The 26,375-nt window shown below is 67.6% G+C and carries 23 protein-coding genes; 8 read left to right on the top strand and 15 right to left on the bottom strand.

Going from position 1 to position 26,375, the window contains the following annotated elements; all coding sequences use genetic code 11:
• Positions 1-479: 479 nt before the first annotated feature.
• The 4 genes from VSR71_RS26805 to otsB form a co-directional block, all read right to left on the bottom strand.
• On the bottom strand, positions 480-815 hold the full coding sequence (locus tag VSR71_RS26805) for a 4a-hydroxytetrahydrobiopterin dehydratase (protein WP_342916796.1): 336 nt from the start codon (positions 813-815) through the stop codon (positions 480-482).
• Between the two features lie 33 nt (positions 816-848).
• Entirely contained in the window at positions 849-2,240 is a 1,392-nt protein-coding gene (otsA, locus tag VSR71_RS26800; RefSeq protein ID WP_342916795.1) for an alpha,alpha-trehalose-phosphate synthase (UDP-forming), read from the bottom strand.
• A 61-nt stretch (positions 2,241-2,301) separates the two neighbouring features.
• On the bottom strand, positions 2,302-4,167 hold the full coding sequence (locus VSR71_RS26795; RefSeq protein ID WP_342916794.1) for a glycoside hydrolase family 15 protein: 1,866 nt from the start codon (positions 4,165-4,167) through the stop codon (positions 2,302-2,304).
• Positions 4,168-4,180: 13 nt separating this feature from the next.
• On the bottom strand, positions 4,181-5,008 hold the full coding sequence (gene otsB / locus VSR71_RS26790; RefSeq protein ID WP_342916793.1) for a trehalose-phosphatase: 828 nt from the start codon (positions 5,006-5,008) through the stop codon (positions 4,181-4,183).
• A gap of 300 nt (positions 5,009-5,308) precedes the next feature.
• Here otsB and ilvA point away from each other — a divergent pair, with 300 nt between their 5' ends.
• Positions 5,309-6,847 (top strand): threonine ammonia-lyase, biosynthetic, encoded by a 1,539-nt coding sequence (gene ilvA, locus VSR71_RS26785; RefSeq protein WP_342916792.1) that lies wholly within the window; start codon positions 5,309-5,311, stop codon positions 6,845-6,847.
• Between the two features lie 40 nt (positions 6,848-6,887).
• The gene (gene queF, locus VSR71_RS26780) at positions 6,888-7,721 is read left to right on the top strand and encodes an NADPH-dependent 7-cyano-7-deazaguanine reductase QueF (RefSeq protein ID WP_012351702.1); all 834 of its coding nucleotides are present in this window, start codon (positions 6,888-6,890) and stop codon (positions 7,719-7,721) included.
• A gap of 210 nt (positions 7,722-7,931) precedes the next feature.
• Here the strand turns inward: queF and VSR71_RS26775 are convergent, their stop codons facing one another.
• The gene (locus tag VSR71_RS26775; RefSeq protein ID WP_342916791.1) at positions 7,932-9,305 is read right to left on the bottom strand and encodes a carbohydrate porin; all 1,374 of its coding nucleotides are present in this window, start codon (positions 9,303-9,305) and stop codon (positions 7,932-7,934) included.
• A 180-nt stretch (positions 9,306-9,485) separates the two neighbouring features.
• On the opposite strand from VSR71_RS26775, the gene VSR71_RS26770 reads away from it, so the two are divergent.
• From VSR71_RS26770 to VSR71_RS26750, 5 genes are read left to right on the top strand one after another with little or no spacing between them, the layout of a single operon-like run.
• Complete coding sequence (locus VSR71_RS26770) at positions 9,486-10,232, top strand: TetR/AcrR family transcriptional regulator (RefSeq protein WP_342916790.1); 747 nt, start codon at positions 9,486-9,488, stop codon at positions 10,230-10,232.
• Positions 10,229-11,227, top strand: a complete 999-nt coding sequence (locus VSR71_RS26765) for an HlyD family secretion protein (protein WP_342916789.1) — start codon at positions 10,229-10,231, stop codon at positions 11,225-11,227. The genes VSR71_RS26770 and VSR71_RS26765 overlap by 4 nt, the downstream gene beginning before the upstream one ends.
• The gene (locus tag VSR71_RS26760; protein ID WP_342916788.1) at positions 11,224-12,204 is read left to right on the top strand and encodes an ABC transporter ATP-binding protein; all 981 of its coding nucleotides are present in this window, start codon (positions 11,224-11,226) and stop codon (positions 12,202-12,204) included. Before VSR71_RS26765 ends, VSR71_RS26760 begins: the two co-directional genes overlap by 4 nt.
• Positions 12,201-13,388 (top strand): ABC transporter permease, encoded by a 1,188-nt coding sequence (locus VSR71_RS26755; protein ID WP_342916787.1) that lies wholly within the window; start codon positions 12,201-12,203, stop codon positions 13,386-13,388. Before VSR71_RS26760 ends, VSR71_RS26755 begins: the two co-directional genes overlap by 4 nt.
• A 12-nt stretch (positions 13,389-13,400) precedes the next feature.
• Positions 13,401-14,903, top strand: a complete 1,503-nt coding sequence (locus VSR71_RS26750) for an efflux transporter outer membrane subunit (protein ID WP_342916786.1) — start codon at positions 13,401-13,403, stop codon at positions 14,901-14,903.
• A 20-nt stretch (positions 14,904-14,923) separates the two neighbouring features.
• Here the strand turns inward: VSR71_RS26750 and VSR71_RS26745 are convergent, their stop codons facing one another.
• The 6 genes from VSR71_RS26745 to VSR71_RS26720 are packed head-to-tail and all read right to left on the bottom strand — an operon-like array spanning position 14,924 to position 21,510.
• Positions 14,924-18,166, bottom strand: coding sequence for a pilus assembly protein (locus VSR71_RS26745; RefSeq protein WP_342916785.1), 3,243 nt, complete (start codon positions 18,164-18,166; stop codon positions 14,924-14,926).
• Between the two features lie 48 nt (positions 18,167-18,214).
• Entirely contained in the window at positions 18,215-18,766 is a 552-nt protein-coding gene (locus VSR71_RS26740) for a pilus assembly PilX N-terminal domain-containing protein (RefSeq protein ID WP_342916784.1), read from the bottom strand.
• A gap of 23 nt (positions 18,767-18,789) precedes the next feature.
• Positions 18,790-19,833, bottom strand: a complete 1,044-nt coding sequence (locus VSR71_RS26735) for a PilW family protein (protein ID WP_342916783.1) — start codon at positions 19,831-19,833, stop codon at positions 18,790-18,792.
• Positions 19,830-20,498: a type IV pilus modification protein PilV gene (locus VSR71_RS26730; RefSeq protein WP_342916782.1), complete on the bottom strand. Its 669-nt coding sequence runs from the start codon at positions 20,496-20,498 to the stop codon at positions 19,830-19,832. The genes VSR71_RS26735 and VSR71_RS26730 overlap by 4 nt, the downstream gene beginning before the upstream one ends.
• Entirely contained in the window at positions 20,495-20,989 is a 495-nt protein-coding gene (locus tag VSR71_RS26725; protein ID WP_342916781.1) for a GspH/FimT family pseudopilin, read from the bottom strand. The genes VSR71_RS26730 and VSR71_RS26725 overlap by 4 nt, the downstream gene beginning before the upstream one ends.
• Positions 20,990-20,991: 2 nt before the next feature.
• A complete protein-coding gene (locus VSR71_RS26720) occupies positions 20,992-21,510 on the bottom strand; it encodes a type IV pilin protein (RefSeq protein ID WP_428979465.1) in 519 nt (172 codons plus the stop codon).
• A 287-nt stretch (positions 21,511-21,797) separates the two neighbouring features.
• On the opposite strand from VSR71_RS26720, the gene VSR71_RS26715 reads away from it, so the two are divergent.
• A complete protein-coding gene (locus tag VSR71_RS26715; RefSeq protein WP_342916779.1) occupies positions 21,798-22,730 on the top strand; it encodes a MurR/RpiR family transcriptional regulator in 933 nt (310 codons plus the stop codon).
• A 6-nt stretch (positions 22,731-22,736) separates the two neighbouring features.
• On the opposite strand, the gene VSR71_RS26710 is transcribed toward VSR71_RS26715, so the two are convergent.
• The 4 genes from VSR71_RS26710 to VSR71_RS26695 form a co-directional block, all read right to left on the bottom strand.
• Entirely contained in the window at positions 22,737-23,696 is a 960-nt protein-coding gene (locus VSR71_RS26710; RefSeq protein ID WP_342916778.1) for a glutamate/aspartate ABC transporter substrate-binding protein, read from the bottom strand.
• Between the two features lie 329 nt (positions 23,697-24,025).
• Positions 24,026-24,379, bottom strand: a complete 354-nt coding sequence (locus tag VSR71_RS26705) for a hypothetical protein (protein WP_342916777.1) — start codon at positions 24,377-24,379, stop codon at positions 24,026-24,028.
• Between the two features lie 143 nt (positions 24,380-24,522).
• On the bottom strand, positions 24,523-25,017 hold the full coding sequence (locus VSR71_RS26700; protein WP_342916776.1) for a two pore domain potassium channel family protein: 495 nt from the start codon (positions 25,015-25,017) through the stop codon (positions 24,523-24,525).
• A 121-nt stretch (positions 25,018-25,138) separates the two neighbouring features.
• The gene (locus VSR71_RS26695) at positions 25,139-26,224 is read right to left on the bottom strand and encodes a collagen-like protein (RefSeq protein ID WP_342916775.1); all 1,086 of its coding nucleotides are present in this window, start codon (positions 26,222-26,224) and stop codon (positions 25,139-25,141) included.
• Between the last annotated feature and the right edge of the window lie 151 nt (positions 26,225-26,375).

Raw genomic sequence — 26,375 nt, 5'->3', positions numbered from 1 at the left:
ATGAACCAGTTTGCGATCCTCTATGAGGAACGCTTCACTCATCCACATCGTTGAGATAATGCTGGCTCAGCAGTCGAAAAGATGGTGAGCCTTTAACTGCCCTGCACACAAAAAAACTGACAGGCCCTGCCAGAGCCCCTGACCTGAGATACTGCCGGCGCGCAGCGCAGCCGTAGGCGTTCCTAAATTGACGCCAGCAGCAGGGACCACCCACAGCTCTGGGCTCGTCCAAACACCGCGTCAATCCCAGCCACCGTGGCGCACCAGGGCGTCAGGCAGTGCTGCTTTGCGAGGAAGCGAAGCCCCGTACGAAAGCCTCCGCCCACTACGATAAGAGTGGCCGCCCGCCCAGGGCAGTAAACGCGCTTTTTGGTGACTTTTTGTCGCTCGGACAAAAAGTTACCCGCCCTTTAGGGCGGAACAGGGCATATCAAATACCCACCAGATGCCAGCCGCAAGGCACTACCAAAATAAACACCCTACCCCACTAACTCCCCAGTCTTCACCGCCATAATGAAATCATTCCGATGCAGCCCCTTGATCTTCTTGGTCCGCCACGACACCGTGGCATGCCCCCACCCAAAACTGATCTCCGGATGATGCCCTTGCTCTTCCGCCAGTTGCCCAACGCGGCCAACAAACGCCAACGCCTCAGCAAAATTGGCAAATGTAAACCGCCTCTCCAACCGCGTAGCCCCATCCACCAGATCCCACCCCACCGCCTGCGGCAATAACGCCTCAGCCTCGTCAGGCGTCAGCGGCGGGACACCGCCACGGCATGGCGTGCATGTTTGCGATGCCAGATCTTCACTCATGATCTACTCCCCGACCGGCGGGCGACCAAGCCATCAACCGCCCTCAGTCTCAGCCAATGCGCGCAAGAATTCACTGCTCCACCAGTGCACGTCCTGCGCCCGAATCCGCTCCAGCAGCTTCTGGTGCCGCGACTGGCGTTCGGCCAGCGGCATATGCAACGCCTGCTGGATCGCCTGCGCAGTCGCACGGGTATCGTAGGGATTCACCAGCAGCGCTTCCTTCAACTGCTCGGCCGCCCCGGCAAAGCGCGACAACACCAGCACCCCCGGATCCTCCGGATCCTGCGCGGCAATAAACTCCTTGGCCACCAGGTTCATGCCGTCACGCAGCGGCGTCACCAACGCCACGCGACTCGCTCGGCACAGCCCGGGCAGCCGCTTGCGCGCGGTAGTGCGATGGATATATCGCACCGGCATCCAGTCCAACTCGCCGAACTCGCCATTGATCGCGCCAGTCAACTGTTCCATCGCGCTGCGCAGGTCCACATAGGCATCGACCGATTCGCGCGACGGCGCGGCGATCTGCACCAGCGTGGCGCTCATCCGGTTCTCCGGATACTCCGCCAGCAGCCGGTAGAACGCTTTCAGCCGCTGCGGCAGGCCCTTGGAGTAATCGAGCCGGTCGATGCCAAGCAGCAGCCGCCGGCGCGCGTACTGGGCGCACATCATCTCGTAGGTTTCCTGCGCCTCCTCGCCGCGGCCAAGTGTGACGAACTCATCCACGTCGATCCCGATCGGGAAGGCCTGCGCCCGCACGGTCCGATGGAAGGCGCGGTAGCGGTGCTCGCCCATCGGCTCGGCCTGGGCCTCGGCCTGCACGTAGCGCGAAAAGTGCTCCACGTCGGCGTGGCTCTGGAAGCCGAGCAGGTCGTACGCAAACAGCGCGCGCATCAACCACTCATGCTGCGGGATCGCCGCCAGGATCAGCGGCGGCGGCAGCGGCACGTGCAGGAAGAAGCCGATCTTCTGGCCGCAGCCGATCGCGCGCAGCTCGGACGCCAGCGGGATCAGGTGGTAGTCGTGGATCCAGATGACGTCGTCCGGCTTGAGCAGCGGCGCCAGCTTGCGCGCGAACAGCTGGTTCACCCGGCGGTAGCCATTGAGGAAGTTGGAATCAAAGTCGGCGAGGTCGAGCCGGTAGTGGAACACCGGCCACAGCACGCCATTGCTGTAACCAACGTAATACGCGTCGTGGTCTTCGCGGCTCAGGTCCACCGTGGCCAGCGTTACATTGCCGGCCTGCTGCAGGTGCAGTTCGCCTTCGCCAGGGGTGCCGCCCTGGGCGGAATCCAGCGCCTTGCCGCTCCAGCCAAACCACATCCCACCGGTCTGGCGCAAGGCTTCGGAAAGCGCCACGGCGAGGCCGCCGGCGGCCACGTTGCGCGGATCGGCGACCCGGTTGGATACCGCTACAAGTCTTGGCATATGCTGTTTTCTGGATTCCTTTGTTCTTGTCGTGCGCGATGTCGGGGGCGCGGGCGCGGGATCAGATCACCGTGTCCCACGGCGCCGACAACCGCATCGCGCCATTGATCAGCCCGACCATCGAGTAGGTCTGCGGGAAATTGCCCCACATCTCGCCGGTCACGGGATGGGTGTCCTCGGACAGCAAGCCGAGCGGATTGCGCGCGGCGAGCATTGCTTCGAAGATCTCGCGCGCCTCTTCGCGCCGGCCGATGCGCGCCAGCGCATCGATGCGCCAGAAGGTGCAGATATTGAACGCGGTCTCGGGCTTGCCGAAATCGTCGGGCGCCTCGTAGCGGCGCATATACGGCCCGTCGCACAGCGAAGTCTCCAGCGCCTTCACCGTGGCGATAAAGCGCGGATCGCGCGGATCGATGAAGTTGACCTCGGCCATCAGCAGCACGCTGGCGTCGAGCTCGCGCCCGCCGAAGCTTTCGGCAAAGGCCTGGCGCGATTCGCTCCACGACTCGGCCAGGATCTGTTCCTTCATGCGGTTGGCATGGTCATGCCAGTACGCCGCGCGCGTCGGGATCTGCAGCTTTTCGGCGACCTTGGCCAGCCGGTCGCAGGCGGCCCAGCTCATCAGCGCCGACGAGGTATGCACGCGGGCGCGTGTGCGCAACTCCCACATGCCGGCGTCGGGGGTGCCAAAGACTTTCACCGCCTGCTCGCCCACCTCTTCCAGCCGGCGGAACTCGGCCGGGCCGCCGCGGTGCAGCAGCCGGTGGTCATGGAAGGCCTGCGCCGCGCCCAGCACCACGTTGCCGTAGACGTCATGCTGGAAGTGTTCCTGCGCCTGGTTGCCCACGCGCACCGGCCCCATGCCGCGGTAGCCGGAAAGGTGGTCGAGCATGCTCTCCGGCAGCTCGCGCTCCAGGCCGATGCCGTACAGCGGCTGGATATGCCCGTCCTGCGATTGCATCACCACGTTGGAGAGCCAGCGCAGGTAGTCTTCCATGGTGCCGACCTCGGACAGGCTGTTGAGCGCGCGCACCACGAAAAACGCATCGCGCAGCCAGCAGAAGCGGTAGTCCCAGTTGCGGCCGCTGCCAGGCGCCTCGGGGATGCTGGTGGTCATCGCCGCGACGATCGCGCCGGTCTCTTCATACAGCGACATCTTCAGCGTGATGGCGGCGCGGATCACCGCGTCCTGCCATTCGCGCGGCACCGCCAGCCGGCGGCTCCACAGGCGCCAGTAGGCAGTGGTTTCCTGCTCGAAATCGCGCGCGATTTCTTCCACGCCGTGCGCCAGGGTTTCGTCCGGGCCCAGGATAAAGTTGTGCCCGCGCGTGACCAGGAACGGCGTGTGCGACAGCACGTAGGCCAGCGGCGCATCGGTGGTCATGCGCAGCGTCATCGATTCACCGATGTAGCGCACATGGCTGCTGCCGCGCGTGATCTCCGGCGCCTTGCGGCCCCATTCAAAGCGCGGCGCCACCACCACCCGCACGCGCGGTGCGCCGCGCACGGGGCGGATGCGCCGGATCAGCGTGGTTGGACGGAAATAGCGGCCCAGCCTGAAGAAGCGCGGCGCGAAGTCGGTGATTTCCAGGCAGTTGCCATGGGTGTCGGTCAGCCGCGTGCGCAGCACCGCGGTATTGGGTTCGTACCACTGGCTGGCGCTGTGGAAGTCCTCGATCTCGATCGAGAACTGGCCCGCGTTGTCGCTGGTGTCCAGCAGCGCATTGAAGACGGGGTCGCCGTCAAAGCGCGGCAGGCACGACCAGACGATGCGCCCGCGGCCATCCACCAGCGCGGAGATCGCGCAGTTGCCGATCATGCCCAGCGACAGCGACGGCTCGGCATACCGGCTGTTGCCGTCCACGCTCTTGTTCACACCTTCGCTCGGCGGCTTGCCCAGCTCGCTGGGGCTGCTCGTATTGGTCACAGCAATACCTCCCTCAGGATGCTGTCGGATGCGGGTTGTGGCGCGGTGCGCCGTCGTGGCCTGGCTCGGCCTCGTGCGGCACTGCGCCGGGAAGGCCGGCGGCGCGCGCGGATTGATCCAGCGCCCGCGCCGAGCGGTGCAGCCAGCTGCGCAGCGCAGCGGGCCCTTCCACGCAGACGCCGGCCACGGTCTCGCGCCGGCCCACCAGCACGCCCAGCCCGCCGAGCTTGCGCACGGCGGCAAAGCCGGGCTCGTCGGTCATGTCGTCGCCGGCAAACAGCGGCGTGCGGTCGCAAAACGGCGCCGACTTCATGAAGGCGTTGATGGCATCGCCCTTGTCGACACCGGCGGGTTTGATCTCCACCACCATCTTGCCGGGCAGCGCTTCCAGCCCGACCGCGTGGCGCAATACGTCAGTGACCGCGGCATCGACGAGGCCGGCCAGCTCTGGCGCCTGGCGGTAGTGGATGGCAACGGCAACGGACTTGCGCTCCAGCCGCAACGCCGGATAGGCGTGCACCAGCGCTTCAAGGTGTGGGATCAGGGGCTCGAGGCCGGGCGCGGGTGTCTTGGACACCATGCCGCCGTCGGTGCGGAATTCGGCGCCGTGGATCCCGGCCGCCGGCAGCTCCAGGGGCCGCAGGAAATGGTCCAGCTCGACGATCGGCCTGCCGGAGATGACGGCGAGCGCGCCGTCCAGCCGCTGGTACAGCGTTCGCAGCGTGCCGACCAGTTCTGGTTCCACCTGCACCAGTTCGGGCCGCGGCGCGAGGTCGGCCAGCGTGCCGTCGAAGTCGAGAAACAGGGCGGTATTGGGTTCGATAAGCGGTAGCTGAGGCATCGCGTTACACCGTAACACGTCGTTTTGACCGGCGTCCACCGGGCGCAGTCCTACATGGCGGCAGCGCAATCGTCAGCCGACGCAAGTCCGGGGCCAGCCCCGGCGCAACGCTCCGAGCCCCGCCGCCAGTGCATTCTCCACCACTTCAGGGGACGCCCACTCCCCTCCCGCGCAATCTCCCGCGGGCGACGGATGGGCCGCCCCGGTGGGGTGCGTGGCGCCGCCATCCTTTATCATTGGCGGTTTCCGCCAGAATTTCCGGTTTTTTTGCGCCGCCCCCGCGGCCCCTGCCCTGACACCATGACCCGCTCGTCCGCCGCCCGCCCCGATTACCTGAAGAAAATCCTGACCGCCAAGGTCTACGACGTGGCGCAGGAAACCGAACTGACCTATGCGCACCAGCTGTCGGCGCGCACCGGCAACTCGGTCTGGTTCAAGCGAGAAGACACCCAGCCGGTGTTCTCGTTCAAGCTGCGCGGCGCGTACAACAAGATGGCCTCGCTGTCGGCGGAGGAACTCAAGCGCGGCGTGGTCGCGGCCTCGGCCGGCAACCATGCCCAGGGCGTGGCGCTGTCCGCGGCCCGGCTGCAGTGCAAGGCCATCATCGCGATGCCGGTGACCACGCCGCAGGTAAAGATCGACGCGGTACGCGAGCGCGGCGGCCAGTGGGTCCAGGTCGAGCTGCACGGCGAGTCCTATAGCGATGCCTACCACCACGCCGCCGAGCTGGAGAAGAAGCACAAGCTGACCTTCATCCACCCGTTCGACGATCCCGAAGTGATCGCGGGCCAGGGCACCATCGCCATGGAAATCCTGCGCCAGCACCCGGGCCCGATCCATGCCGTGTTCGTCGCCATCGGCGGTGGCGGGCTGATCTCGGGCGTCGCCGCCTACATCAAGGCGGTGCGTCCGGAGATCAAGGTGATCGGCGTGCAGACCTTCGACTCGGATGCGATGAAGCGCTCGGTCGATGCCGGCAAGCGCATCGAGCTGAAGGAAGTGGGCCTGTTCTCGGACGGCACCGCGGTCAAGCTGGTCGGCAAGGAAACCTTCCGCATCACGCGCGAGCTGGTCGACGACATCATCCTGGTCGATACCGATGCCATCTGCGCCGGTGTGAAAGACGTGTTCCAGGACACCCGCAGCATCCTGGAGCCGGCCGGCGCGCTGGCGGTGGCGGGCCTGAAGGCGTATGCCGAGCGCGAGAAGCTCAAAGGCCAGCACCTGGTGGCGATCGCCTGCGGCGCCAACATGAACTTCGACCGCCTGCGCTTTGTCGCCGAGCGCGCCGAGGTGGGCGAGGCGCGCGAAGGTGTGTTCGCCGTGACCATCCCCGAGGAGCGCGGCAGCTTCAAGCGCTTCTGCGAGCTGGTCGGCACGCGCAGCGTGACCGAGTTCAACTACCGCATCGCCGACACCAGCATGGCGCATATCTTCGTCGGCGTGCAGATCGCCAGCCGCGCCGAGAACGACAAGATCGCCGCCAGCTTCCGCAAGCACGGCTTCGACACACTCGACCTGTCCAACGACGAACTGGCCAAGCAGCATATCCGCTACATGGTCGGCGGCCGCTCGGCGCTGGCGCATGACGAACTGCTGTACCGCTTCGAGTTCCCGGAGCGCCCGGGCGCGCTGATGAAGTTCCTGTCGAGCATGAGCCCGAACTGGAACATCAGCCTGTTCCACTATCGCAACCAGGGCGCGGACACCTCCAACATCCTGGTCGGCATCCAGGTGCCGAAGAACGAAAAGCGCGCCTTCCGCGCCTTCCTTTCGACGCTGGGCTACGTACACTGGGACGAAACCGACAATCCGGTGTACAAGCTGTTCCTGGCCTGATGCTGTCCTGATTGCTGTCCCGATTTCTGCTGAGCGCCCCATGAGCCTCCCCGAACACTCGCCGCTGGGCAAGCCCTCGGCCTACAAGACCGAATACGACGCCTCGCTGCTGTTCCCGATCCCGCGCCAGCCCAAGCGCACCGAGATCGGCCTGCCCGAAGGCAAGCCGGTGCCGTTCTTCGGTGTCGACATCTGGAATGCGTACGAGCTGTCGTGGCTGAACCTGAAGGGCAAGCCGCAGGTCGCGCTGGCCACCTTCATCATCCCGTCGGACACGCCCAACATCGTCGAGTCCAAGTCGTTCAAGCTGTACCTGAACTCGTTCAACCAGACCCGGATCGCTTCGCCGGAAGCGCTGCAGCAGTTGTTGCACCACGACCTGTCCGAAGCCACCGGCGGCACGGTGCAGGTGCGGCTGGTCACCGAGGCCGATCTCGGCAAGCAGCAGATGGGCGAGCTCGACGGCCTGCTGCTGGACCGGCTCGACATCGAGGTCGACCGCTACGAGCCCGCGCCCGAACTGCTGTTCGCCGACCAGGACGAAACGCCGGTGGAAGAGACACTGGTGTCGCACCTGCTGAAATCCAACTGCCTGGTCACGGGGCAGCCCGACTGGGGCAGCGTGCAGATCCGCTATGTCGGCGCGCCGATCAACCAGGAAGCGCTGCTCAAGTACCTGATCTCGTTCCGCAACCACAACGAGTTCCATGAGCAATGCGTCGAGCGGATCTTCATGGACGTGATGCGGCAATGCAAGCCGGTAAAGCTGGCGGTGTATGCGCGCTACACGCGGCGTGGGGGGCTGGATATCAATCCGTTCCGGACCAACTTCAATACGGCGTGGCCGGATAACAAGAGGAATGCGCGGCAGTAGCGTTTGAACCGGCGATAGCGTCGGAGCTATCGCCGGTTTGCTCCCCTCTCCCGCTTGCGGGAGAGGGGCCGGGGGTGAGGGCAGGCGCGTGCCTCGCGACAAGCGGAATCAGGCTGCGACGCTCTGGCCCTCTCCCTAACCCTCTCCCGCAAGCGGGAGAGGGGACCGGCCCGCGGGATTTGAAGCGGCATCGTCGAATGCCGACGCGCTTCAAAACTCCCCGTGAAACCTCACCCCATAGAACTTCACCGGCCCGCGATCCCGGTTGTAGCCGGGATTGCGCACGAACTGGAAGTCCGGGCTGATGCTCAGGTACTTCACCGGCTGGAAGCTGTAGTAGATCTCCAGGATCTGCTCGGGTCCATAGCGCAGCGCGCCATCGCCAAGAAACGCGCCCTGCCCGCCCGCGGCAAGATAGCTGCGATGCTGGCCGCCCAGCATATTGATCGCCACGGCCACGCCCAGCGCATCGCGGGCACGCCCCCAGGCATCCCCCTTCAGCACGCCGCCCGCTGACACCTGCCTGCCGATCTCGGTAAAGGCATAGGTCTCGGTCTTGTCGTCAGACAGGCTGGCGCGCGCGAACACGCCCAGCGAATCGGTCACCTCCTGCAGCAGCGTCAAGCCGACGCCGGTCTTGGCATGCTCGCGCCGCACCTCGGCCAGGTCCGGCGTGGTGTTGTTGGCGATGCCGAACTGGATCGCATCGCTGAACGCACCCATGCGCGCCTTGTTGCGGAACAGCAGCAACCGCGCGGTACCGGGCCTGCCCGCGAGCTGGTAGCGCTTCTCCAGCTCGATGACGTCGCCGTAGTGCTCGAACATGCGCGTATCGAGCTCCAGCCCGTTCGATTCCAGCGGCTGCAGGAAGCGCCCGATGCGCGCCGACCAGCCGTCGCCGATGTACTCCAGCGACACGCCCCAGGTATAGCCGCGCGAATCCGCCGCATAGTCGAAGGCGCCGTGCGTCAGGAACGACCAGTTCATGAATTGCGTGCGCGGGTCAGAGCCGAATTCGTTCTGGTCGAACACGTCGAGCACGCCGAAGTTGCCCGCGGTCAGCACCACGCGGCGCTGGTCCACCGTGCGGGCGAACTGGTTGAAGTCGGCCTCCAGCGTCTCGGTGGGGCCGCCCAGGCCCCAGTTCTGCCGGATAAACGCGCGCGCGCGGTAGAACACCGGGCTGGTGCTCGCACCTTTCGCCAGTTCGCCGTTCGACAGGCCGCCCACGCCGTGCAGCCCCGAGAACGGCACGCCCTGCGCCACTTCCGGGTTGAAATGGAACTCGGCGCCCTGCCACAGCCGCAAGCCGAGATCGAGTGTAGCGGTGAACGAGTAGCTCTTCGCGCGCTCGGTGCCGAGGCTGTTCGGACCCGAGTAAGCGGCACCGAAGGCCGGCTTGCGCTGCCAGATATAAGTGCTCTGGCCATGGAAAGCGAACGGGCTTTCCGTGTCGGCGTCGTCAGCGGCAGTTGCCTGCTGCGCGGCGGCGGGCAGACAGGCGCAGCAAGCCAGCGCAGCCAGCGCGCGGCGGAAACGGCGTCGGGCGCGCGGGTACGCGGCGGCAAGTGGCGAAAACGGCATGAACAAGGGAACTGGGCGGACGATGTGGCGGGAGCGGCGCGCCCGGCGCGTGCAGCATAGCCAAGGGCACATGACATGTCCACCGCGAGCCGGGTGCGGAAATACCGACGTTGTAACCGAGCTTGAATTAATTAACTCAAAAATTAATATTGAGTTCGATACAGCTTCCCGCACGGATCCATGCCACGCAAACCCGCTACCCCCAAACCGCCAGAGCGCCGCACACCCGGCCGCCCTGCCGCGGGCCAGCCCGGCCAGCGCGAGCGCATCCTCGATGCCGCCACCGACCTGTTCTCGCGGCAAGGCGTCGCCGGCACGCCGGTCAAGGCCATCGCCGTGCAGGCTGGCGTCACGCCCGCGCTGGTCCACTACTACTTCAGCGACCGCGAACAGCTGCTCGACGCCGTGATCGAGGAAAAGGTGCAGCCGCTGGTGGCGCAGTTCTTCGCAAACGGCCCGCAGGACCTGGAGCCTTTGGCAATGCTGGTCGGCATCGCCACCCGGCTGGTCCGCGCCGCGGCCGATACGCCCTGGTTTCCCGGGCTGTGGATCCGCGAGGTCGCCAGCGACGACGGCGCGCTGCGCGAGCGCGTGCTGAAGCGGTTCGCGCTGCAGCGTGCCGGCACCATGATGGCGCCGCTGGCGGCGGCGATCGCCAACGGGCAACTCAACCGCGGGCTGGAGCCAGCGCTGCTGATGCCGTCGCTGGTGGGACTGACGCTGCTGCCGCTGGCCACCACGCATATCTGGCGCCGGCTGCCAGGTGCCGAAGCGGTCGATACCGACGCGCTGGTGCGCCATGTCTCGGCGCTGCTCACGCACGGGCTGGCTCCCGTCCCGACTACTGCCCGCGCCGAAGCCTCCCCTGCACCGGCATCGAAAAAGAAGGGCCGCGCGCCCAGGCATTCCCCGGAGTCCGCCGCATGAACACCGCAGTTTCCTCCGCTGTTTCCACCCTTCTCGCGCTGCCGCGCGCGCTCCCCATCGCTGCGCTGCTCGGCGCCGCGCTGCTGGCCGCCGGTTGCAGCAAGTCCGGCGCCGACACCTGGCAAGGCTATATCGAAGGCGAGTTCGTCAGCGTCGCCTCGCCCTTTGCCGGCCGCCTCGACACGCTCTCCGTGCAGCGCGGCCAGCAGGTCGCGCAGGGCGCCGCGCTGTTCGCGCTCGAATCCGACGACGAACGCGCCGCGCGCCAGCAGGCCGAAGACCAGCTGCGCGCAGCCGAGGCGCAGCTGCAGGACATGAAGACCGGCAAGCGCCCGGTCGAAGTCGACGTCAGCCGCGCCCAGCTGGCGCAGGCCCAGGCCCAGGCGCAACGCAGCGCCGCCGCGCTGCGGCGCGACGAGCGCCAGTTCGAGATCGGCGGCATTGCGCAGGCGCAGCTCGACGAATCGCGCGCCCAGGCCCGCAGCGATGCGGCGCGCGTGCGCGAGCTGCAGCGCGATATCGACGTGGCGCGGTTGCCCGGGCGCGACGCGCAACAGGCCGCACAGGCGGCGCAGGTGGCCGCGGCGCGCGCCGCGCTGGCGCAAGCGGACTGGAAGCTGTCGCGCAAGACCGTGGCCGCCACGCAGGCGGGACTGGTCTACGACACGCCCTATCGCCTCGGCGAATGGGTGCCCGCCGGCAGCCCGGTGGTGCGCATGCTGCCGCCGGGCAACGTCAAGGTGCGCTTCTACGTGCCCGAGGCCGTGGTCGGCGCGCTGCGCAACGGCCAGGCGGTGCAGGTGCGCTGCGATGGCTGCGCCGCGCCGGTGGCGGCCAGCATCACCTATGTCGCCAACGAAGCCGAATTCACGCCGCCGGTGATCTACAGCAACGAGACCCGCAACAAGCTGGTGTTCCTGGTGGAAGCGCGCCCGTCGGCCGCCGATGCCATCAAGCTGCGGCCCGGCCAGCCCGTCGAGGTGGTGCGGCAATGAACACGGACACGAACGCCAACGCCAACGGCGCCGCGCACGGGCTCGCCATCGACGTGCGCGGGCTGAACAAGCACTTCGGCGACAAGCACGTGGTCAACGACCTCAGCATGCAGGTCGCGCGCGGCGAGATCTTCGGCTTCCTCGGCCCCAACGGCAGTGGCAAGACCACCTCCATCCGCATGATGTGCGGCCTGCTGACGCCGGATTCGGGCGAAGGCACCTGCCTGGGTTTCGACATCCTGACCGAGTCAGACGAAATCAAGCGACGCGTCGGCTACATGACGCAGAAGTTCTCGTACTGGGACGACCTGTCGATCCGCGAGAACCTCGACTTCGTCGCGCGCGTGTACGGCATGCCGGACCGGCGCAACGCCGTCGACCGCGCGCTCGAAGACCTCGGCCTGGCTACGCGCTCGGCACAACTGGCGGGGTCCTTGTCGGGCGGCTGGAAGCAGCGTCTGGCGCTGGCGGCGTGCCTGCTGCACAAACCGGAACTGCTGCTGCTGGACGAACCCACTGCCGGTGTCGACCCCAAGGCGCGGCGCGATTTCTGGGAGCAGTTGCACCTGCTTGCCGCGCGCGGCATCTCGGTGCTGGTCAGCACGCACTACATGGACGAGGCCGAGCGCTGCCACAAGCTCGCCTATATCGCCTACGGCAAGCTGCTGGCGCAAGGCACCGCCGACGAAGTCGTGGCCAGCCAGCAGCTGTCGACATGGAGCGTGGAAGGCGACGACCTTGCCACGCTGTCGGAGCAGTTGCAGGGTGCGCCCGGCGTGGAGCAGACCGTGGCATTCGGCACCGCGCTGCACGTCACCGGCCGCGATGCGCGGGCGCTGGCCGCCACGCTTGAACGCCTGGCGGGACCGGGGCGCCGCGTGGCGCAGACCGAGACCAGCCTGGAAGACGTGTTCATCCACATGATGAGCCGGGCCGAGGACAACATGGGCACGCGCAAGGCGAAGGAGCCGACATGAACGCCGCCGCCATCCGCAACCCCCGCACCCCCCGCAAGCCACGCGCCAGCGGCACGCGCTTTTCGCTCCAGCGCTGGTGGAGCATCGTGCTGAAGGAATTCCTGCAGCTGCGGCGCGACCGCGTCACCTTCGGCATGATCGTCGGCCTGCCGATCATGCAGCTGCTGCTGTTCGGCTTTGCCATCAACACCGACCCGCGCCACCTGCCGACCGCGGTGATCGCCGCCGACCAGAGCGAATTCACCCGCACCTTTATCGCCAGCATGCAGAACTCCACCTACTTCAAGGTGGTCGCCACGCTGCCCGACGAAGCCGCCGGCAGGGAGGCTCTGATGAAGGGCGAGGTGCAGTTCGTGCTCAGCATCCCGCCCGACTTCACGCGCAAGCTGCTGCGCGGCGAACGCCCCGCGCTGCTGGTGGAGGCCGATGCCACCGATCCCTCGGCCACCGGCCAGGCGATCGCCGCGCTGCCGCAGCTGCCGTTCAGCGTCGGCACGCATGACCTGAAAGGCTCGCTGGCGCCCCTGGCGGGCGGCAAGGCGCCGTTCGACGTGCAGGTGCAGCGCCTGTACAACCCCGAGGGCCTGACCCAGTACAACATCATCCCCGGCCTGATGGGCGTGATCCTGTCGATGACCATGGTGATGATGACCGGGCTGGCGATGACGCGCGAACGCGAGCGCGGCACCATGGAAAACCTGCTGGCCACGCCGGTGCGGCCGCTGGAGGTGATGACCGGCAAGATCGTGCCGTACATTTTCATCGGGCTGATCCAGTCGACCATCGTGCTGCTGGCCGCGCGCTGGGTCTTCGACGTGCCCTTCGTCGGCTCGGTGACGGCGGTGTACCTGGCCGCGCTGTTGTTCATTGCCGCCAACCTGACGGTGGGCATCACGCTGTCGTCACTGGCGCAGAACCAGTTGCAGGCGATGCAGCTGACCTTCTTCTACTTCCTGCCCAACATCCTGCTGTCGGGCTTCATGTTCCCGTTTGCCGGCATGCCCGGCTGGGCGCAGGCGATCGGCAACATCCTGCCGATGACGTATTTCAACCGCATGGTGCGCGGCATCCTGCTCAAGGGCAGCGGCTGGGCCGAGCTCTGGCCGCAGGTCTGGCCGATGGCGCTGTTCATCGTGGTGGTGATGACAATCGCGGTGCGTTTCTACCGCCGCACGCTGGACTGAAGGATGGCTGCCATGACCCGATTTCCTCCTCTTGTGGCCATGGCCGCGGCCGCGGCCGCGCTGCTGGCCGGCTGTGCCGTCGGCCCTGATTTCCGCAGCCCCGCGCCGACCGACGATGCCGGCTACGTGCCGGGCCCGCAACCGGTCGCCACCGTGGCGGCCGACAGCGGCGAGCGCCACGCGCAATCCCACGCGCAGACACTGGCCGCCGGCGCCGACGTGCCGGCGCAATGGTGGACACTGTTCCGCAGCGCGGAGCTGGACGCCACCATCCGCATGGCGCTCGACGCCAGCCCCACGCTGGCGCAGGCGCGCGCGCGGCTGCGCGAGGCACAGGAAAACCTAGCCGCGCGCACCGGCGCGACGCGCTGGCCCGCGGTCGACGCGCAGCTCGATACCACGCGCCAGCAGGTCAATTTCCAGTCGATGGGCATCACGTCGATCCCGAGCCCCGGACCGTTCACGCTGTATGGCGCCACGGTGCAGGTGTCCTACGTGCTCGACCTGTTCGGCGGCCAGCGGCGCGAACTGGAAGGGCTGCAGGCAGCGGTCGACTACCAGCGCTACGAGCTGGAAGCGGCGCGGCTGGCGCTGGCCGCCAACGTCGCCACCGCGGCGATCCGCGAGGCCGGACTGCGCGCGCAGCTGGCCGATACCGTGGCGCTGGCCGAAGCCCAGCGGCGGCAGCTCGGCATCGCCGAGGACCGCCTGCGCGCCGGCGGCGTCGCGCGCGTCGACGTGCAGCGCCAGCGCGCACAGCTCGCGCAGACGCAGGCGCTGGTGCCGGGCCTGCAGCGCCAGCTGGAAGCAACGCGGCACCAGCTCGCGGTCTACACCGGCCAGACCCCGGCGGCGGCGTCGTTGCCGGCATTCACGCTGGACGCGCTGCACCTGCCCGACACGCTGCCGGTCAGCCTGCCGGCCACGCTGGCGCGGCGGCGCCCCGACATCCGCGCGGCCGAAGCGCTGCTGCGCCAGGCCAGCGCCGATATCGGCGTGGCCACCGCCAACCTCTATCCGCAGGTCACGCTGAGCGCCAGTGGCGGCAGCCAGGCCACCGCGGCGCGCGACCTGTTCAGCAGCCTGAATGTGTGGAGCCTGGCGGCCGGCCTGGTGCAGCCGGTGTTCCGCGGCGGCGAGCTGCAGGCCCGCAAGCGCGCCGCCGAAGCCGCGTACGAGCAGGCATTGGCCGCCTACCAGCAGGCCGTGCTGCAAGGCTTGCAGAACGTGGCGGATTCGCTGCGCGCGCTCGAGGCCGACGCCGCCACGCTGCGCGAGCGCGCCGACAACGCGCGCCAGGCGCGCGACACGCTGGCGGTGGTGTCGGAACAGTACCGGCTCGGCGGCGTCAGCCAGCTGGCCGTGCTCGATGCCGAACGCGAGGCGCGTCAGGCTTCACTGGACCTGGCGCAGTCGCGCGCCGACCGGCTGGCGGATTCGGCGGCGCTGCTGCAGGCGCTGGGGGGTGGGTGGTGGCAGGAGGACGACGCGACGATGGCGGCAGCGCCCCGGTAAGCGCGCCGCTGCCGTGGCGCTCACTTCCGGTCGGTCTGCGTGTACCAGTAAGTGCGCTTGCGCTTGCCGATCCCCGGCGGCGAGATCTTCTGCGCGCCCAGCGACGAGGTATTGTCGCCGCCACCGGGACCGGTCTGGTTGCCGCCGCCGATCAGCACCGGCACGTTGCTGGTGTTGCCTGCCGCATCCGTGACGGCAACCACCCCGAATACCGGCGACGGCGGCAGCCCACCGTTGTTGAACACGACATGGCGGTCGTTGTTCAGGCCCTTGCCGGTCAGGAACGAGACCGCATACCCGCGCGCCGTGCCCAGGTCCGGATAGCAAGCGCCGGGCTTTGGCACGCTTGGCTGATTGGTGCCGAAGTAGATATAGCCGGCCACGGTCAGCGGCGCGTTGACCACCTTCTCGCCGGTGCCCAGCACCAGGTAGAAGCCTTTGCCGGCGGTCGTGTCGGTGTATGCAGTCGAAGTCGCGTTGAACAGGTCGCCCTCGGTCAGCGCCGTCCATGTCGACGGCAGCCCGCCGGTGAGCGCCGTGTCCTTCAGCATGTAGAAGCGGTTGCTGACGTTGTAGGCCAGACCCGGCGTGGTGCTGGTGGTGTACAGCGGATGCTCGCGGTCCCCGCTGCCGATCACCACCGCATCGTAATTGCCAGTGGTGATGACATCCGGCGGATACATGAACTTGCGCGCATCGTTGGTGCCCTGTGCGCCGCCCAGGGACGCGAACTTGCGCAGCGTCCAGGCATCCGACCCGGTGCCGGCCGCCGTCTCGAAGTCCAGCCGCCAGACATTGCCGCCGACGTCGCCGACATAGCCCTTGTCTACCAGACCGTCGCCGTTGCGGTCCACCACGGCCACGTCGGACGGGATTGCGCGGGTCATGCCGGCAGGCGTTGTGCACACCGTCGCGTCAAGGCCGGTGCAGTCGGCCAGCCATGCGCGCACCACGTCGCCCTTGAAGGCATCGAACACGATCACGCCTCGTCCTTGCCCCGAACTGCCGCCACCCTGGGAAGGCTCGGCATCCTCGGCGGGATCATAGCCGGCGCCCATCACCACCAGCGGGTTCTCATATCCCTTGACGCGGATCACGCGCGGCTGCGACCAGGTCTGTCCCAGCTCCGGGATGCTGGTGGTGTCGGCCTTCCACAGGAATTCCGGCGCCAGCGGATCGGTCACATCCAGCGCGTAGGTCAGGCGCCCGCCGCGGCGCGCGGTCAGGTAGATCACCACGCGCGGCTTGGCCGGGTCGCGCAGGTCCTGGAACACCGTGGTGGTGCCATCGAAGAAATAGTCGCGCGGCTTCGCGCCCGAACCGGCGGGCGATCCGCTCAGCTGCACTTCGGGCGTATTGGTGTAGAGACGGCCGAGCTTGCTATAGAACTCCGGCGGAATGAAACCCCACAGTTCCCCGCCCGGCCGCACGCCGCCGATGCCGGTGGACTGGTTGCCGTTGACCGCATGGAAGACGCCGTCGTTGGCGCCATAGAACACCACCACGCCGGTCGTGCCGCCATAGTTGATCACCACCGGGCGCGAATGCAGCACATCGCCATGCACCGAGCCGCGCACGGTAACGCTGCCGCCGGGGCCCTTCTGCAACTCCGCGCCGGCGATGGTGCTTTCGCTCAGCGCGCGCACGTCGCGGCCGCGCACCCAATTGATCAGGTTGTTGACGTCGGCAGCCGTGGTTTTGAGCGCGGCCTGCCCGCTGGTGCCGGTCAGCCAGCCATTGGACGTATCGAACGAAGCCAGGGTCTTGCCGCTGCATGCCCCCGACGCGCAGGTGTAGAGCTTGCGCCCGCTCTGGTCGGTGGTGAACTGCGCGCGCAGCATTTCGCCGGCACCGCCCTTCTCGACGATCTCGCCGTCGCCGCCGACCACACCCGCCACGCCATCGGCCGAGTCCAGCGCACCGGCAGCCCCGGACGGGCTGTTGACCCAGAAGCCCTTGGCAGGCCAGCCGCTAACCGAGCTGCCGGTATAGCTCGAACCACTGAACCCCAGCGGCGGCTCGGCGGTCCAGAAACTCTTGGCGTTGGGCGAGATAAAGCCCGTGCCGGCGTTGCTGATCGCGCTCTGCTGGTTGGGGCCGCTGGGGTTGGCGTCCAGCACAACGATCTGGTTCTTGTTGTCGTAGCCCAGCTTGTACTGCTTCAGGTTGCCCATCCAGCGCGGCGCCGCGGTGACGTCGGGCCGGAACATGCCGATGTAGATCTGGTTCAGGTACGAGCCCTGCCCGTTCACGCTGACCGGCAGGCTCACCGACGAGAACACGTTGTTGACCGCCTGCATCTCGTTGAAGATCTGCAGCAGCGCCTGCACCAGCGCATCCACGTCGCCCAGGCTGACCACGTAGCGCTTGCCGCCGGCGTTGTCGGCCATGCTGCGCGTCGACTCGACATAATCGGGATTCTTGCCGTCCGTGACGGCAATCGTATAGGTGATGATGTTCTGGTTATTGTCGAGATTGCCGTTCACGTCGGTTTCGTACATGAACCGCGCCCACTCGTCGCCCCAGTTGCTTTCGTACTTGTTGGCTGCCGTGTCGAGCTTGAGCTGGGTCATCTGCCTGGTGCTGGCGCCGGCCGCGGCAAGCGCGTCCTTGGGCTCGGTGCCGGTGTCCTGCGGCTTGCCGTTGTTGACCGCGTTGGCGATGTAGATGACAAAGTTCTTCTGGCACGGGTTGGTGATCGGCGACGCGTACTGCGTTCCCGACAAACCCTTCCTGCCGCCGAAGAACGCCCAGGCCTCCTGCATGCCCCCGCCCACCTGGGAGTTGTTCGAGTTGTCGACCTGGCGGTCGATGCTCTTGATGTACTCCAGGAATTTCGGACCGTTGGTGGTGTCCATCAGCGGCAATGTATACGGCGCCGCCGACGGATAGCGGAACTTGCCGCCGGGGTTGGTGCCGGTGCCGAACATCATCAGCCCCATGTTGATGTTGCCGGACAGCTGCGGGTTGGTCACGAGCGTGCTCACCGCGCGGTACAGCGCGCACTGGATCGCGCCGACATCGGTGCCCGCGTTGTTGGCGCTGACCACATCGGGGACATCGCAGCCACGGATGGTCGTGGCCGCATTCCACGTGGACGCATTGTCCAGCAGCAGCAACACGTTGGGCTTGGTGCCGGCATTGCTCTGCAGGCCGGTGAACAGGTCGATGTCTTCGGCATGCGCGCCCTGCCATCCGGCCAGGGCAAGCAAGGCGGCGGCTAAGGCGGCGTGGCGTCGATTCCGGCGGGCTGGGCTCGTCATCCGGGTTCCTGTGCGTTCAATGGTGAATGGGTGGCAACGCCGGTGCGCTCAGGGGCAGGCCGAGCCGGTCGGCATGCGCACCGCCACGCCCTGGTGGACCGTCGCCACGGCCCCGGTGTTGGCGCTGTCGTCGACGGTGGCGGACACGTCCCACTGGGTGGCGTTGCACAGCGAGTTGCCGGCGTTGTTGCCGGCGGTGACGATGCCGGTGTTCTGCACGCCGCTGCCGATCATGCACGACACGTCGTCGGGATCCTTCAGGTCGAGCTCGACGTTCTTGATGGGCTTGCTTGCCATGCATTCCGGCTTCGCCACCTGGGCCACGTAGTCGGCCTTGCCGTCGCCGCTGACATCCACCGGCACGCCGATGGCTGCCGGCGCCTTGGTGAAGTCGTCGGAGATCACCTGCTCGATCGACTGCTGCGCGACGTCGCGCGCTTCGGCGGTGTGCTGCTGGTTGGCCGCGACCTTGACGTTGACCAGGCCCGAATTGACCAGCGCCACGGCGACCAGCAGGAACAGCACCATGAACACGAGCGTCACGACCAGCGTGACCCCGGTCTGCCTGCGGCGCAGCGGCCGGCCGGATAATTTCGTCATTGCTTGCCCTTCGCGGTATCGCATCATTGCTCGCGCAGTCCGGCCACGTTGACCAGCCGCGCCACCTGGGCGTAGACATGGCGCTTGAAACCGTCGTTGAACGGGCCGCTGGCGGCGGCGCGCCCCAGGTCATAAGTGCGGGTGTCCACCTGGCCGCCGGAGGTCCTCAGCGTACGTGCCAGCAGGTTCACGCGCACGGTGGTCACATTGCTCCAGTTGGCCAGCGCATTGGTCCAGTCGTAGCCCGGCACGATGGGGCATGCGGCGGCGTTGTTGACGCCGGGGTCGTCCACATAGCAGTCCGCGGAGCCGTTGCTGTCGAGATCCACACCGTAAGCGAGGTGCATGTCCTGGATGCCTTGCGCCAGCGAACGCGACTGGAACGCGCCGTTGACCAGTTCCGCCATCTTCAGCGTAGGGATGCCGTCGCCGCCGTTGCTGCAACGGTCGCATGGCGCGAGGTAGAACGCGCGCACCACCGCCTCGCGCAGCGCTGCCGGCACCGCGGCATCGCAAGCCTTGGTGCGCAGCGGGAAAGCCGCCGCTGCGCTCGCATCGAAGACAAAGGCAGTGGTGTCGTTCGGGCAGGCCGATACCTGCAGGTAAGGCACACCCGGCGTCGGGGCCGCGACCGGCGTGGTCGACACGCGCCGCACCACCAGCACCTCGGAGGTGGCGGCAAGGTCGGCAAGGCAGGGCGCCACCACGCCCGCCGCATAGCCTGCCAGCGGCAGCGGGACGGTGCCCCCGGCGGCGAAGCCGAGTGCTGCGGGATCCGTCGCGCACAACGCCGGACCGGCCATCGTGGCGCCCCGAGCGATGCTGCCCGCCCCGAAAAATCCTGCCAGTTCCACCTCGCGCCGGATCTGCTCCAGCGCGTAGCGGCCGTTCTCCACCTGCTCGGCCGACTTGACGAATTCTGTGCGCGACAGGCTATTGGCGTAGTACAGGCTGGCCAGCGCGGTCAGCATCAGCAGGCCGATGGTGATGCCGATCATCAGCTCGACCAGCGACACGCCGCGCTGGCGCAGGCGGCGTTGTGCGAGACGTGCAGGCAGGCGCTTCATGACACGGTCCCCAGCGAGCCAATGCGGATCTGCGTGCTGACCGCGCGGCGGTAGGACTCGTTGCCGTACTGGTTCTGGCCGCAGCCGAGCGCGGGCGCGCCGGTGGCGGCCAGGCCCTGCCAGGCGACGGTGATGCGGTAGACGTTGGCGGCCGCGTCGATGGTGTCGATGCAGCCGCGCGCGCCGATCATGGCGCCGACCGCGCTTGCCGCCACGCCGCTGGCCGCGGCCGTCATCTCGGCGCTGCCCAGCAGCGCGGTGTTCCAGGCCTGCAGGTCGCCGTTGGCGGTGGCGTTCTGCGCGTCCGTTCCCAGCGTGCAAGCCGCCGGCGCGGCGCTGCCGGTGCCCAGCCGCACGCCGTTGACGCCATTGGCGTAGCACTGCACCACCTGGCGGTTGGCATTGATGCGGGCGGTCATGTCCTGCAGCAGCGCGAGCGCCTGCACGCGCTGGTATGACTCCATCTCGTTCTGGCCCGAGCGCGCCACCAGTCCCGCCGTGCCCAGCAGCGCAGCGAGCAGGATCACCACCGCCACCAGCACTTCGATCAGCAGCACGCCACGCTGCGCGCTGCGTCGCGGCAGGCGCGCATGCCGTTGCCCGTGGCGACGGACAATGCGGGCTGCGCGGGCAGCGCGATCCGCGCTGTCAAGGATGCGGGTCATGTGCAGGCTCCCGTTTCGGAGGCGACGCGGCCGGTCTCGCTGACCTGCACGCAGACGCGCAGCGCGGCCGTCGCGTCGTTGGCGGGCGCGAGCTCAAAGCGCATCGCCGCGCCGGCAAGCCGGCCGTCGTTGCCGACCGACAACGCCCCGGCGGCGCTGGGGGTGATGGTGAGGCCGCCATAGGGCCCGAAGGTGCGCACTGTTTCCGCGCCGGCGCTGACGGACCAGCCCGCGGTCCAGGCCGCGCCGGCGGGCGCCAGCGTCACGGTGGCGTTGCGCTTGACCGCCTCGCTGCGCGCCAGCAGCAGCGCCGAGCTCAGGTCGAGGGAGGCGCTGCGCACGCGCTGCCCCGCCATCAGCGACGCAAATGAGGGCGCGGCGGCGACCGCCAGGATCGCCAGCACGGCCAGCGTGCACATCAGTTCGATCAGGGTGAAGCCGCGCGGCGCCACATGCCGCGAGTGCCGCTGGGGGATCCGGTAGGCTGCCATGGTCAATTCCAGCAGTCGGTGCCGCCGCCGGACGCCGACCTGGCGCCGGCGCTGGTCAGCGTCAGCGTGCCGCAGCCGGTGTCGGCGCTCAGCTGGCTGCCCGTGGGCGTGGCGACAATGCTGTAGCCCGGCGGCAGCGCGCCATTGGGGGTGACGGTGACGTTGTAGCGCGTGCTCTGGGCGGCCGGCACCGACATGCCGAGCGCGCCGAGGCTGGCGGCATAGGCGCGGTTGTCAACGAGAAACCGCTCCTGCGCGCCGGAGACTTCGAGCATGAACGACTCGATCGCGGCGCGGTGCGATCGCACCACATAGCGGCTGTAGTTGGGGATGGCGATGGCGGCCAGGATGGCGATGATCGCCACGGCGATCATCAGCTCGACCAGCGTGAAGCCGCGCGCGGGCGCGCCGCGGCCCGGCATGGCGCCCGCCGTGTCTGTCCCTGCCCCGATTTGACCCTTGACCCGAAACGGCGGCCTGACCGGTCCGCCGTGTCGCACTGCAGGGCTTCTATGTCCCATGCTCGCGCTCCGTACCAATTATGTTCCGGATGACCGATTCCGGAGGTTATGGCGCGGAGTGTAAGTCACCGCCCTTCAAGTAGGTAAGGAAATTCTGATGACACTGCGCCGGCGTTGCGGCAATCCGACATTCCGCACCTTGCCTGCACCGCCGGGTACAGCTTTGCCGGCACACGGACGTTAACCGGCTGATGTGACGACTTTGGCACTGCACCATCCGAGGCAGCGGCCGGCCCGCCTGAGCGCAGCTGTGCAACAATCGTTACAACCACGAATCCGGAGTGCCCATGCCGTCCGACAGCCCCACCCATCCGCCGCAACCTCCCGATGCCGATCCCACGCCGGCGCCGCCGCAGGACCTCGACGCGCTGCTGGCCTTGCTGCGCGCCAGCTTCCCGACCCTGAGCACGCAGTTCCAGAGCGGCGCACGCTACCTGCTCGACCACCCGCAGGACGTGCCGGTGCTGTCGATGCGCAAGATCGCCGCCAGCGCCGGCGTGCAGCCCGCCACGCTGGTCCGGCTGTCGCAGCACCTCGGCTTCGAGGGCTGGCAGGGCCTGCGCGAGCTCTTTGTCGATGCGCTGCGCGGCGGCAGCCAGCCGTATGCCCGGCGCGCGCGCAAGGTGGTGCGCGAAAGCAGCGCCAGCCGCATGCTGGGCGAGATGCTCGATGCGCAGCACCACAACCTCGACCTGATCGCCGCCAACAACGACAAGACGCTGCAGCAGGCGGCCGAGTTGCTGTCGCACGCGCAAAACGTGCACGTGGCGGGGTTCCGTTCGTGCTTCCCGATCGCGTTCACCTTCCACTATGTCTACCGGCTGTTCCGCAGCTCGGTGCAGCTGATCCGCGCCGACGCCGGCACGCTGGAAATGGAGCTGCGCGGGCTGGCGTCCAGGGATGCCGTGGTGGTGGCCAGCTTCGCCCCATATTCGCAGGAAAGCATCCGCGTGGCGGCGGCCGCGCGCGAGTGCGGCTGCAAGGTGATCGCGCTGACCGACAGCACCGTGTCGCCGATCGCGCTGGCGGCGGACTGCACGCTGCTGTTTTCTGTCGAGAGCCCGTCGTTCTTCCCCTCGATCACGGCCGGCGTGGCCATGGTCGAGGCGCTGGTCGAACAGTTGCTGGCACGCAAGGGCAAGGGCGCGATCCGCGCGCTCGAGCAGGCCGAGGGCGAACTGCACCGCGCCGGCGCCTACGTGCCCGCCGGCCGCGGCTGAGGAAGATCATTCGAAGGCTTCGTCGCTGGGGCTAGCGTAGGCCTTCTTCAATGGCTCGCTCATCGGCAGCTCGAAATTGACCTGCTTCGGCGGCACCGGCGCGGCAAACCACTTGCTGTAGAGCTTGTTGATCTCGCCGCTGCGGATCAGCCCGCTGATGGCGCCGTCGACCACCTGCTTGAAGCCGGGATCGTCCTTGCGCAGCATGAACGCATAGGCCTCGAACGACTGCGGCGTGCCCACCACGGTCCAGTCGGCGGGGTTGGGCGCCAGCGTGCGCGCGCCCGACAGCAGCACGTCGTCCATCATGAACGCGGCCACGCGCCCCGACTGCAGGATCAGGAACGACTCGCCATAGTCCTTCGCGCTCTGGATGGTGATGTTGGCCTGCTTCTCGTCGTTGAGCCGGCGCAGGATGCGCTCCGACGTGGTGCCGGCATTGGTCACCACCGCCTTGCCCGAAAGATCGCCGAAGTCGCGCACCGGGCTGCCCTTCTTCACCAGCAGCCGCGTGCCGGCGACGAAGAACGTGGTCGAGAACGCCACCTGCTGCTGGCGCGACTTCAGGTTGGTGGTGACGCCGCATTCCAGGTCGACGGTGCCGTTCTGCACCAGCGAGATCCGGTTCTGCGAGGTCACCGGCACCATGCGCACCTGCAGCGCCGGCACGCCGGTCTCGCGCTTCACCGCATCGATCACCCGGTCGCAGATGTCCTGCGAGAAGCCGATCACCTTCTGGTTGGCGTCGTAGTAGGAGAACGGGATCGACGAGGTGCGATGGCCGATGGAGATCGTGCCTGACGACTTGATCTTCGCGAGGGTCGGGCTGGCGGCGACGTCGGCGGCATGCGCCGTGCCGGCCGCGCCGCCGCAGAGCACCAGCGCCGTCGCTGCGGCCACTGCAACCGCGGACCGGCGCGGGGTCGGTGAACCGCCGCACGGACGCGTGACTTCAGCTGCTTTCATAACAGGCTCTCCTTGGATGCGTGGTTGGCTTGGTTGTCGGGGAAGCGGTCAGCGACGCGCCATCGCATCGCCAATGCTAGGCAATCAGCAACAACTGTTCCATCATGGATAACCATGAAACATATGTATTTTTCGCCGGCGTGGTGAAACGGCTGTTGGCGCAGCAGGCGGATGTGCACGATCGTGAGGCATCGACGCGCCACGTTTGGGCGGCGGCGCAACACGGAAACAACCAGGAAGGCGGGGAATGCGGCGCGGGACCGCGCCGGGAGGCGGGTGACAAACGTGGCGGATGGCGCGCCTGGCGCAGCCTTCCGCCGTGGAGCCCGCTAGCGGATGCACTTCTCCTGGTACGCCTGCTGCAGCGACTTGCGCGGCCGCTCGCGTTCCAGCTCGGGCACCTGCCGCCCTTGCGCGGTCTCGATGCTCGAGTCGGTGGTGCGGTACTCGCGCTTGGGCGCGGTGGCGATCTGGGCGGCGAGTTCGCGGCATTCCGCCGACTGGATGCTGTCCGGCGTCGCGTCCGGGTCGGGGCGGTAGGGCGTAGTGCCCTGCTGGACTGCCTCGTTGATGGCAGCGGCGGCGGCGCCCTGGCCGTCCTGCTTCTGCGCCTGGACGCTGCAGGCCACGGCCAGGGTGGCAAGTGCGGCTAGGCGGATCAGGGTGCGCTGGCGGCTCGGCATGGTGGCTCCTCGGAAGTGTGGCTCGTTGATTTGCAGAAGTCGCCAGCTTAAACGTTCGCAGCTTGTCTGGCACTAGCGGCATCTGCGGCACTTCCGGCATTTGTTGCCGGCGCTGGCTGGCGCTGGCCGGGGCATGCGTCGCGCTAGCGCCGGTGGTGCTCGCCTTCGTCGTCGAGCTGCCAGTCGCGCCGCATCACCACATAGGTAAAGGACGCGGACCAGCCGATCAGGATCAGGCCCACCAGCGGCTCGATGGTCGCGATCAGCCGGGTCGCGCCGACCGGGTAGAGGTCGCCCAGGCTCTGCGTGGTGAAGGTCTCCAGCGCAAAGTAGGCATAGACCAGCAGCGACGGCTGGCCGTGGCGGGTCGGCATGCCGGGCGCGGTCGATCCCGCCAGCCAGCCAAGGCCGAGCACATTGTCGGCAAACCAGAAGCCGAACGCGAACACCATCGCTTCCAGGCAGTGGACCAGGATGATGCACACGATCAGCACGCCGATATTGACGCGTCCGCTCCAGCGCCGCGGATGCAGCGACGACAGCACGCGCAGCGCTTCATAGTGGATGCCGACCACGGTCACGGTCAGCACCGCGGCGCACAGCAGGGCCAGCAAAAAATTCTCGGCAGAGTTTTCCATGCGCAACCGGTCGGGTGGCTGAGGCGTTTGGCTCCGGGAGGGCAAAAAAAGACGCCCTCCAACATAACATCGGAAGGCGCGCGGGAAAACCAGCACGGGAACGCCGGGAAAATCGCGTGGCTTACTGCGTCTTGCAGGACAGGTTGACGTACAGGCCGCCGTCCCAGTTGAAAGTGTGGTTGCCGGTGACCTGGACCTGGATGATGTCGTTGGCCCCCACCGGCACCGTCGCTGGCGTCGAGCAACTCCTGGCCGAGCCGCTCAGCTTGCAGCTGGACAACCCGGTAATGGCGACCGAACCGAGCGTCTGCAGCGCCGTGCCGCTGGCCACGCGGTAGGCGGTCACGGCGTACTCCGTGCCGGAATCCGGCGAGCCGGCCAGGATCGCCGTCATGGTCAGGCCGGCCGCGCAGCCGACCGGCATCAGCGCGCCGAAGTACGGGTCGTGGCTTGGCATGTCGAGACTGCTGCCGTTCATGACATAGGTGCCGTTGCCGCCGGACGATTTGGAGACAGCGAAGTTGGCCGTGTAGATCGTTGCACCGGACCCGCCCTGTTCGCCCTGTTCACCCTTGTCTCCTTGCGGGCCTTGTGCGCCGGTATCTCCCTTCTCGCCTTGCGGCCCCTCGGGGCCTTGCGCACCGCTGTCGCCCTGTTCGCCCTGTTCGCCCTGTTCGCCCTTCTCTCCCTGCGGCCCTTGCGCCCCCGCCGCGCCATCCGCGCCGGTCGGTCCGGCTGGGCCCACCGGCCCGGTCAGCCCGACCACCGAGACGCCCGCCGGCCAGCCGTCGCCGGTCTTGGGGCCGAACAGCGTATTGGTGGTGGTGTTGAGGTAGAAGCTGCCTTCGGCGCCGTCGGCCGCGGTCGGGTCCGCCGCGCCGTGCAGCAGCGAAGCGCCCGGCGCGCCGGCAATGCCTTGCGGCCCGACCAGCGGCACACCGGCCGGCCATTCGCCGTTGGCCTTCGGCCCATACAGCGTCGAGGTGGAGAGATTGAGGTAGAAATCGCCGTCCGTGCCAACGCTCGCGCCTGGCGCGCTGAGACCGGACAGGATGGTCTTGCCGTTGGCGCCAGCCGGGCCGGGCACGCTTGCCGACGGGGCGATGCTGCTGGCCGGTGCCCCATCCCCGCCGCCGCCGCAACCGGCGAGAACGAACGCCAGGCACGCGACCGGAATGGCCGCCCGTTTCAGGTGGTCATGTTTCATGGTGAAGCTCCCCGAATATTTTTATTTCTCTGTCCGGCTGCTTGCCGTGCGCATCGAATTTAGGTTTTGCGGAGGCTTATAAAAATCGGGCATTGGCACGGGCTGATTCAGGAATGAAGCGCGCGGCAAGGATGAAGAAAATCGCCGCGCC

Source organism: Cupriavidus oxalaticus (assembly GCF_038900635.1).
In the GTDB taxonomy this organism is placed as follows: Bacteria; Pseudomonadota; Gammaproteobacteria; order Burkholderiales; family Burkholderiaceae; genus Cupriavidus; species Cupriavidus oxalaticus_B.
Note: the sequence above shows the minus strand (reverse complement) of the source record. Positions and strands in the feature narration are given on the sequence as shown.

Bases quoted from the DNA above. Each gene is read 5' to 3' on its own strand.
- VSR71_RS26700 (WP_342916776.1), bottom strand. From the start codon at position 25,017: ATGGAAAACTCTGCCGAGAATTTTTTGCTGGCCCTGCTGTGCGCCGCG.
- VSR71_RS26755 (WP_342916787.1), top strand. From the start codon at position 12,201: ATGAACGCCGCCGCCATCCGCAACCCCCGCACCCCCCGCAAGCCACGC.
- VSR71_RS26770 (WP_342916790.1), top strand. From the start codon at position 9,486: ATGCCACGCAAACCCGCTACCCCCAAACCGCCAGAGCGCCGCACACCC.
- queF (WP_012351702.1), top strand. From the start codon at position 6,888: ATGAGCCTCCCCGAACACTCGCCGCTGGGCAAGCCCTCGGCCTACAAG.
- VSR71_RS26720 (WP_428979465.1), bottom strand. From the start codon at position 21,510: ATGGGACATAGAAGCCCTGCAGTGCGACACGGCGGACCGGTCAGGCCG.
- VSR71_RS26750 (WP_342916786.1), top strand. From the start codon at position 13,401: ATGACCCGATTTCCTCCTCTTGTGGCCATGGCCGCGGCCGCGGCCGCG.
- otsA (WP_342916795.1), bottom strand. From the start codon at position 2,240: ATGCCAAGACTTGTAGCGGTATCCAACCGGGTCGCCGATCCGCGCAAC.
- VSR71_RS26715 (WP_342916779.1), top strand. From the start codon at position 21,798: ATGCCGTCCGACAGCCCCACCCATCCGCCGCAACCTCCCGATGCCGAT.
- VSR71_RS26705 (WP_342916777.1), bottom strand. From the start codon at position 24,379: ATGCCGAGCCGCCAGCGCACCCTGATCCGCCTAGCCGCACTTGCCACC.
- VSR71_RS26725 (WP_342916781.1), bottom strand. From the start codon at position 20,989: ATGGCAGCCTACCGGATCCCCCAGCGGCACTCGCGGCATGTGGCGCCG.
- VSR71_RS26730 (WP_342916782.1), bottom strand. From the start codon at position 20,498: ATGACCCGCATCCTTGACAGCGCGGATCGCGCTGCCCGCGCAGCCCGC.
- VSR71_RS26775 (WP_342916791.1), bottom strand. From the start codon at position 9,305: ATGCCGTTTTCGCCACTTGCCGCCGCGTACCCGCGCGCCCGACGCCGT.
- ilvA (WP_342916792.1), top strand. From the start codon at position 5,309: ATGACCCGCTCGTCCGCCGCCCGCCCCGATTACCTGAAGAAAATCCTG.
- otsB (WP_342916793.1), bottom strand. From the start codon at position 5,008: ATGCCTCAGCTACCGCTTATCGAACCCAATACCGCCCTGTTTCTCGAC.
- VSR71_RS26710 (WP_342916778.1), bottom strand. From the start codon at position 23,696: ATGAAAGCAGCTGAAGTCACGCGTCCGTGCGGCGGTTCACCGACCCCG.
- VSR71_RS26735 (WP_342916783.1), bottom strand. From the start codon at position 19,833: ATGAAGCGCCTGCCTGCACGTCTCGCACAACGCCGCCTGCGCCAGCGC.
- VSR71_RS26695 (WP_342916775.1), bottom strand. From the start codon at position 26,224: ATGAAACATGACCACCTGAAACGGGCGGCCATTCCGGTCGCGTGCCTG.
- VSR71_RS26760 (WP_342916788.1), top strand. From the start codon at position 11,224: ATGAACACGGACACGAACGCCAACGCCAACGGCGCCGCGCACGGGCTC.
- VSR71_RS26765 (WP_342916789.1), top strand. From the start codon at position 10,229: ATGAACACCGCAGTTTCCTCCGCTGTTTCCACCCTTCTCGCGCTGCCG.
- VSR71_RS26745 (WP_342916785.1), bottom strand. From the start codon at position 18,166: ATGACGAGCCCAGCCCGCCGGAATCGACGCCACGCCGCCTTAGCCGCC.
- VSR71_RS26740 (WP_342916784.1), bottom strand. From the start codon at position 18,766: ATGACGAAATTATCCGGCCGGCCGCTGCGCCGCAGGCAGACCGGGGTC.
- VSR71_RS26805 (WP_342916796.1), bottom strand. From the start codon at position 815: ATGAGTGAAGATCTGGCATCGCAAACATGCACGCCATGCCGTGGCGGT.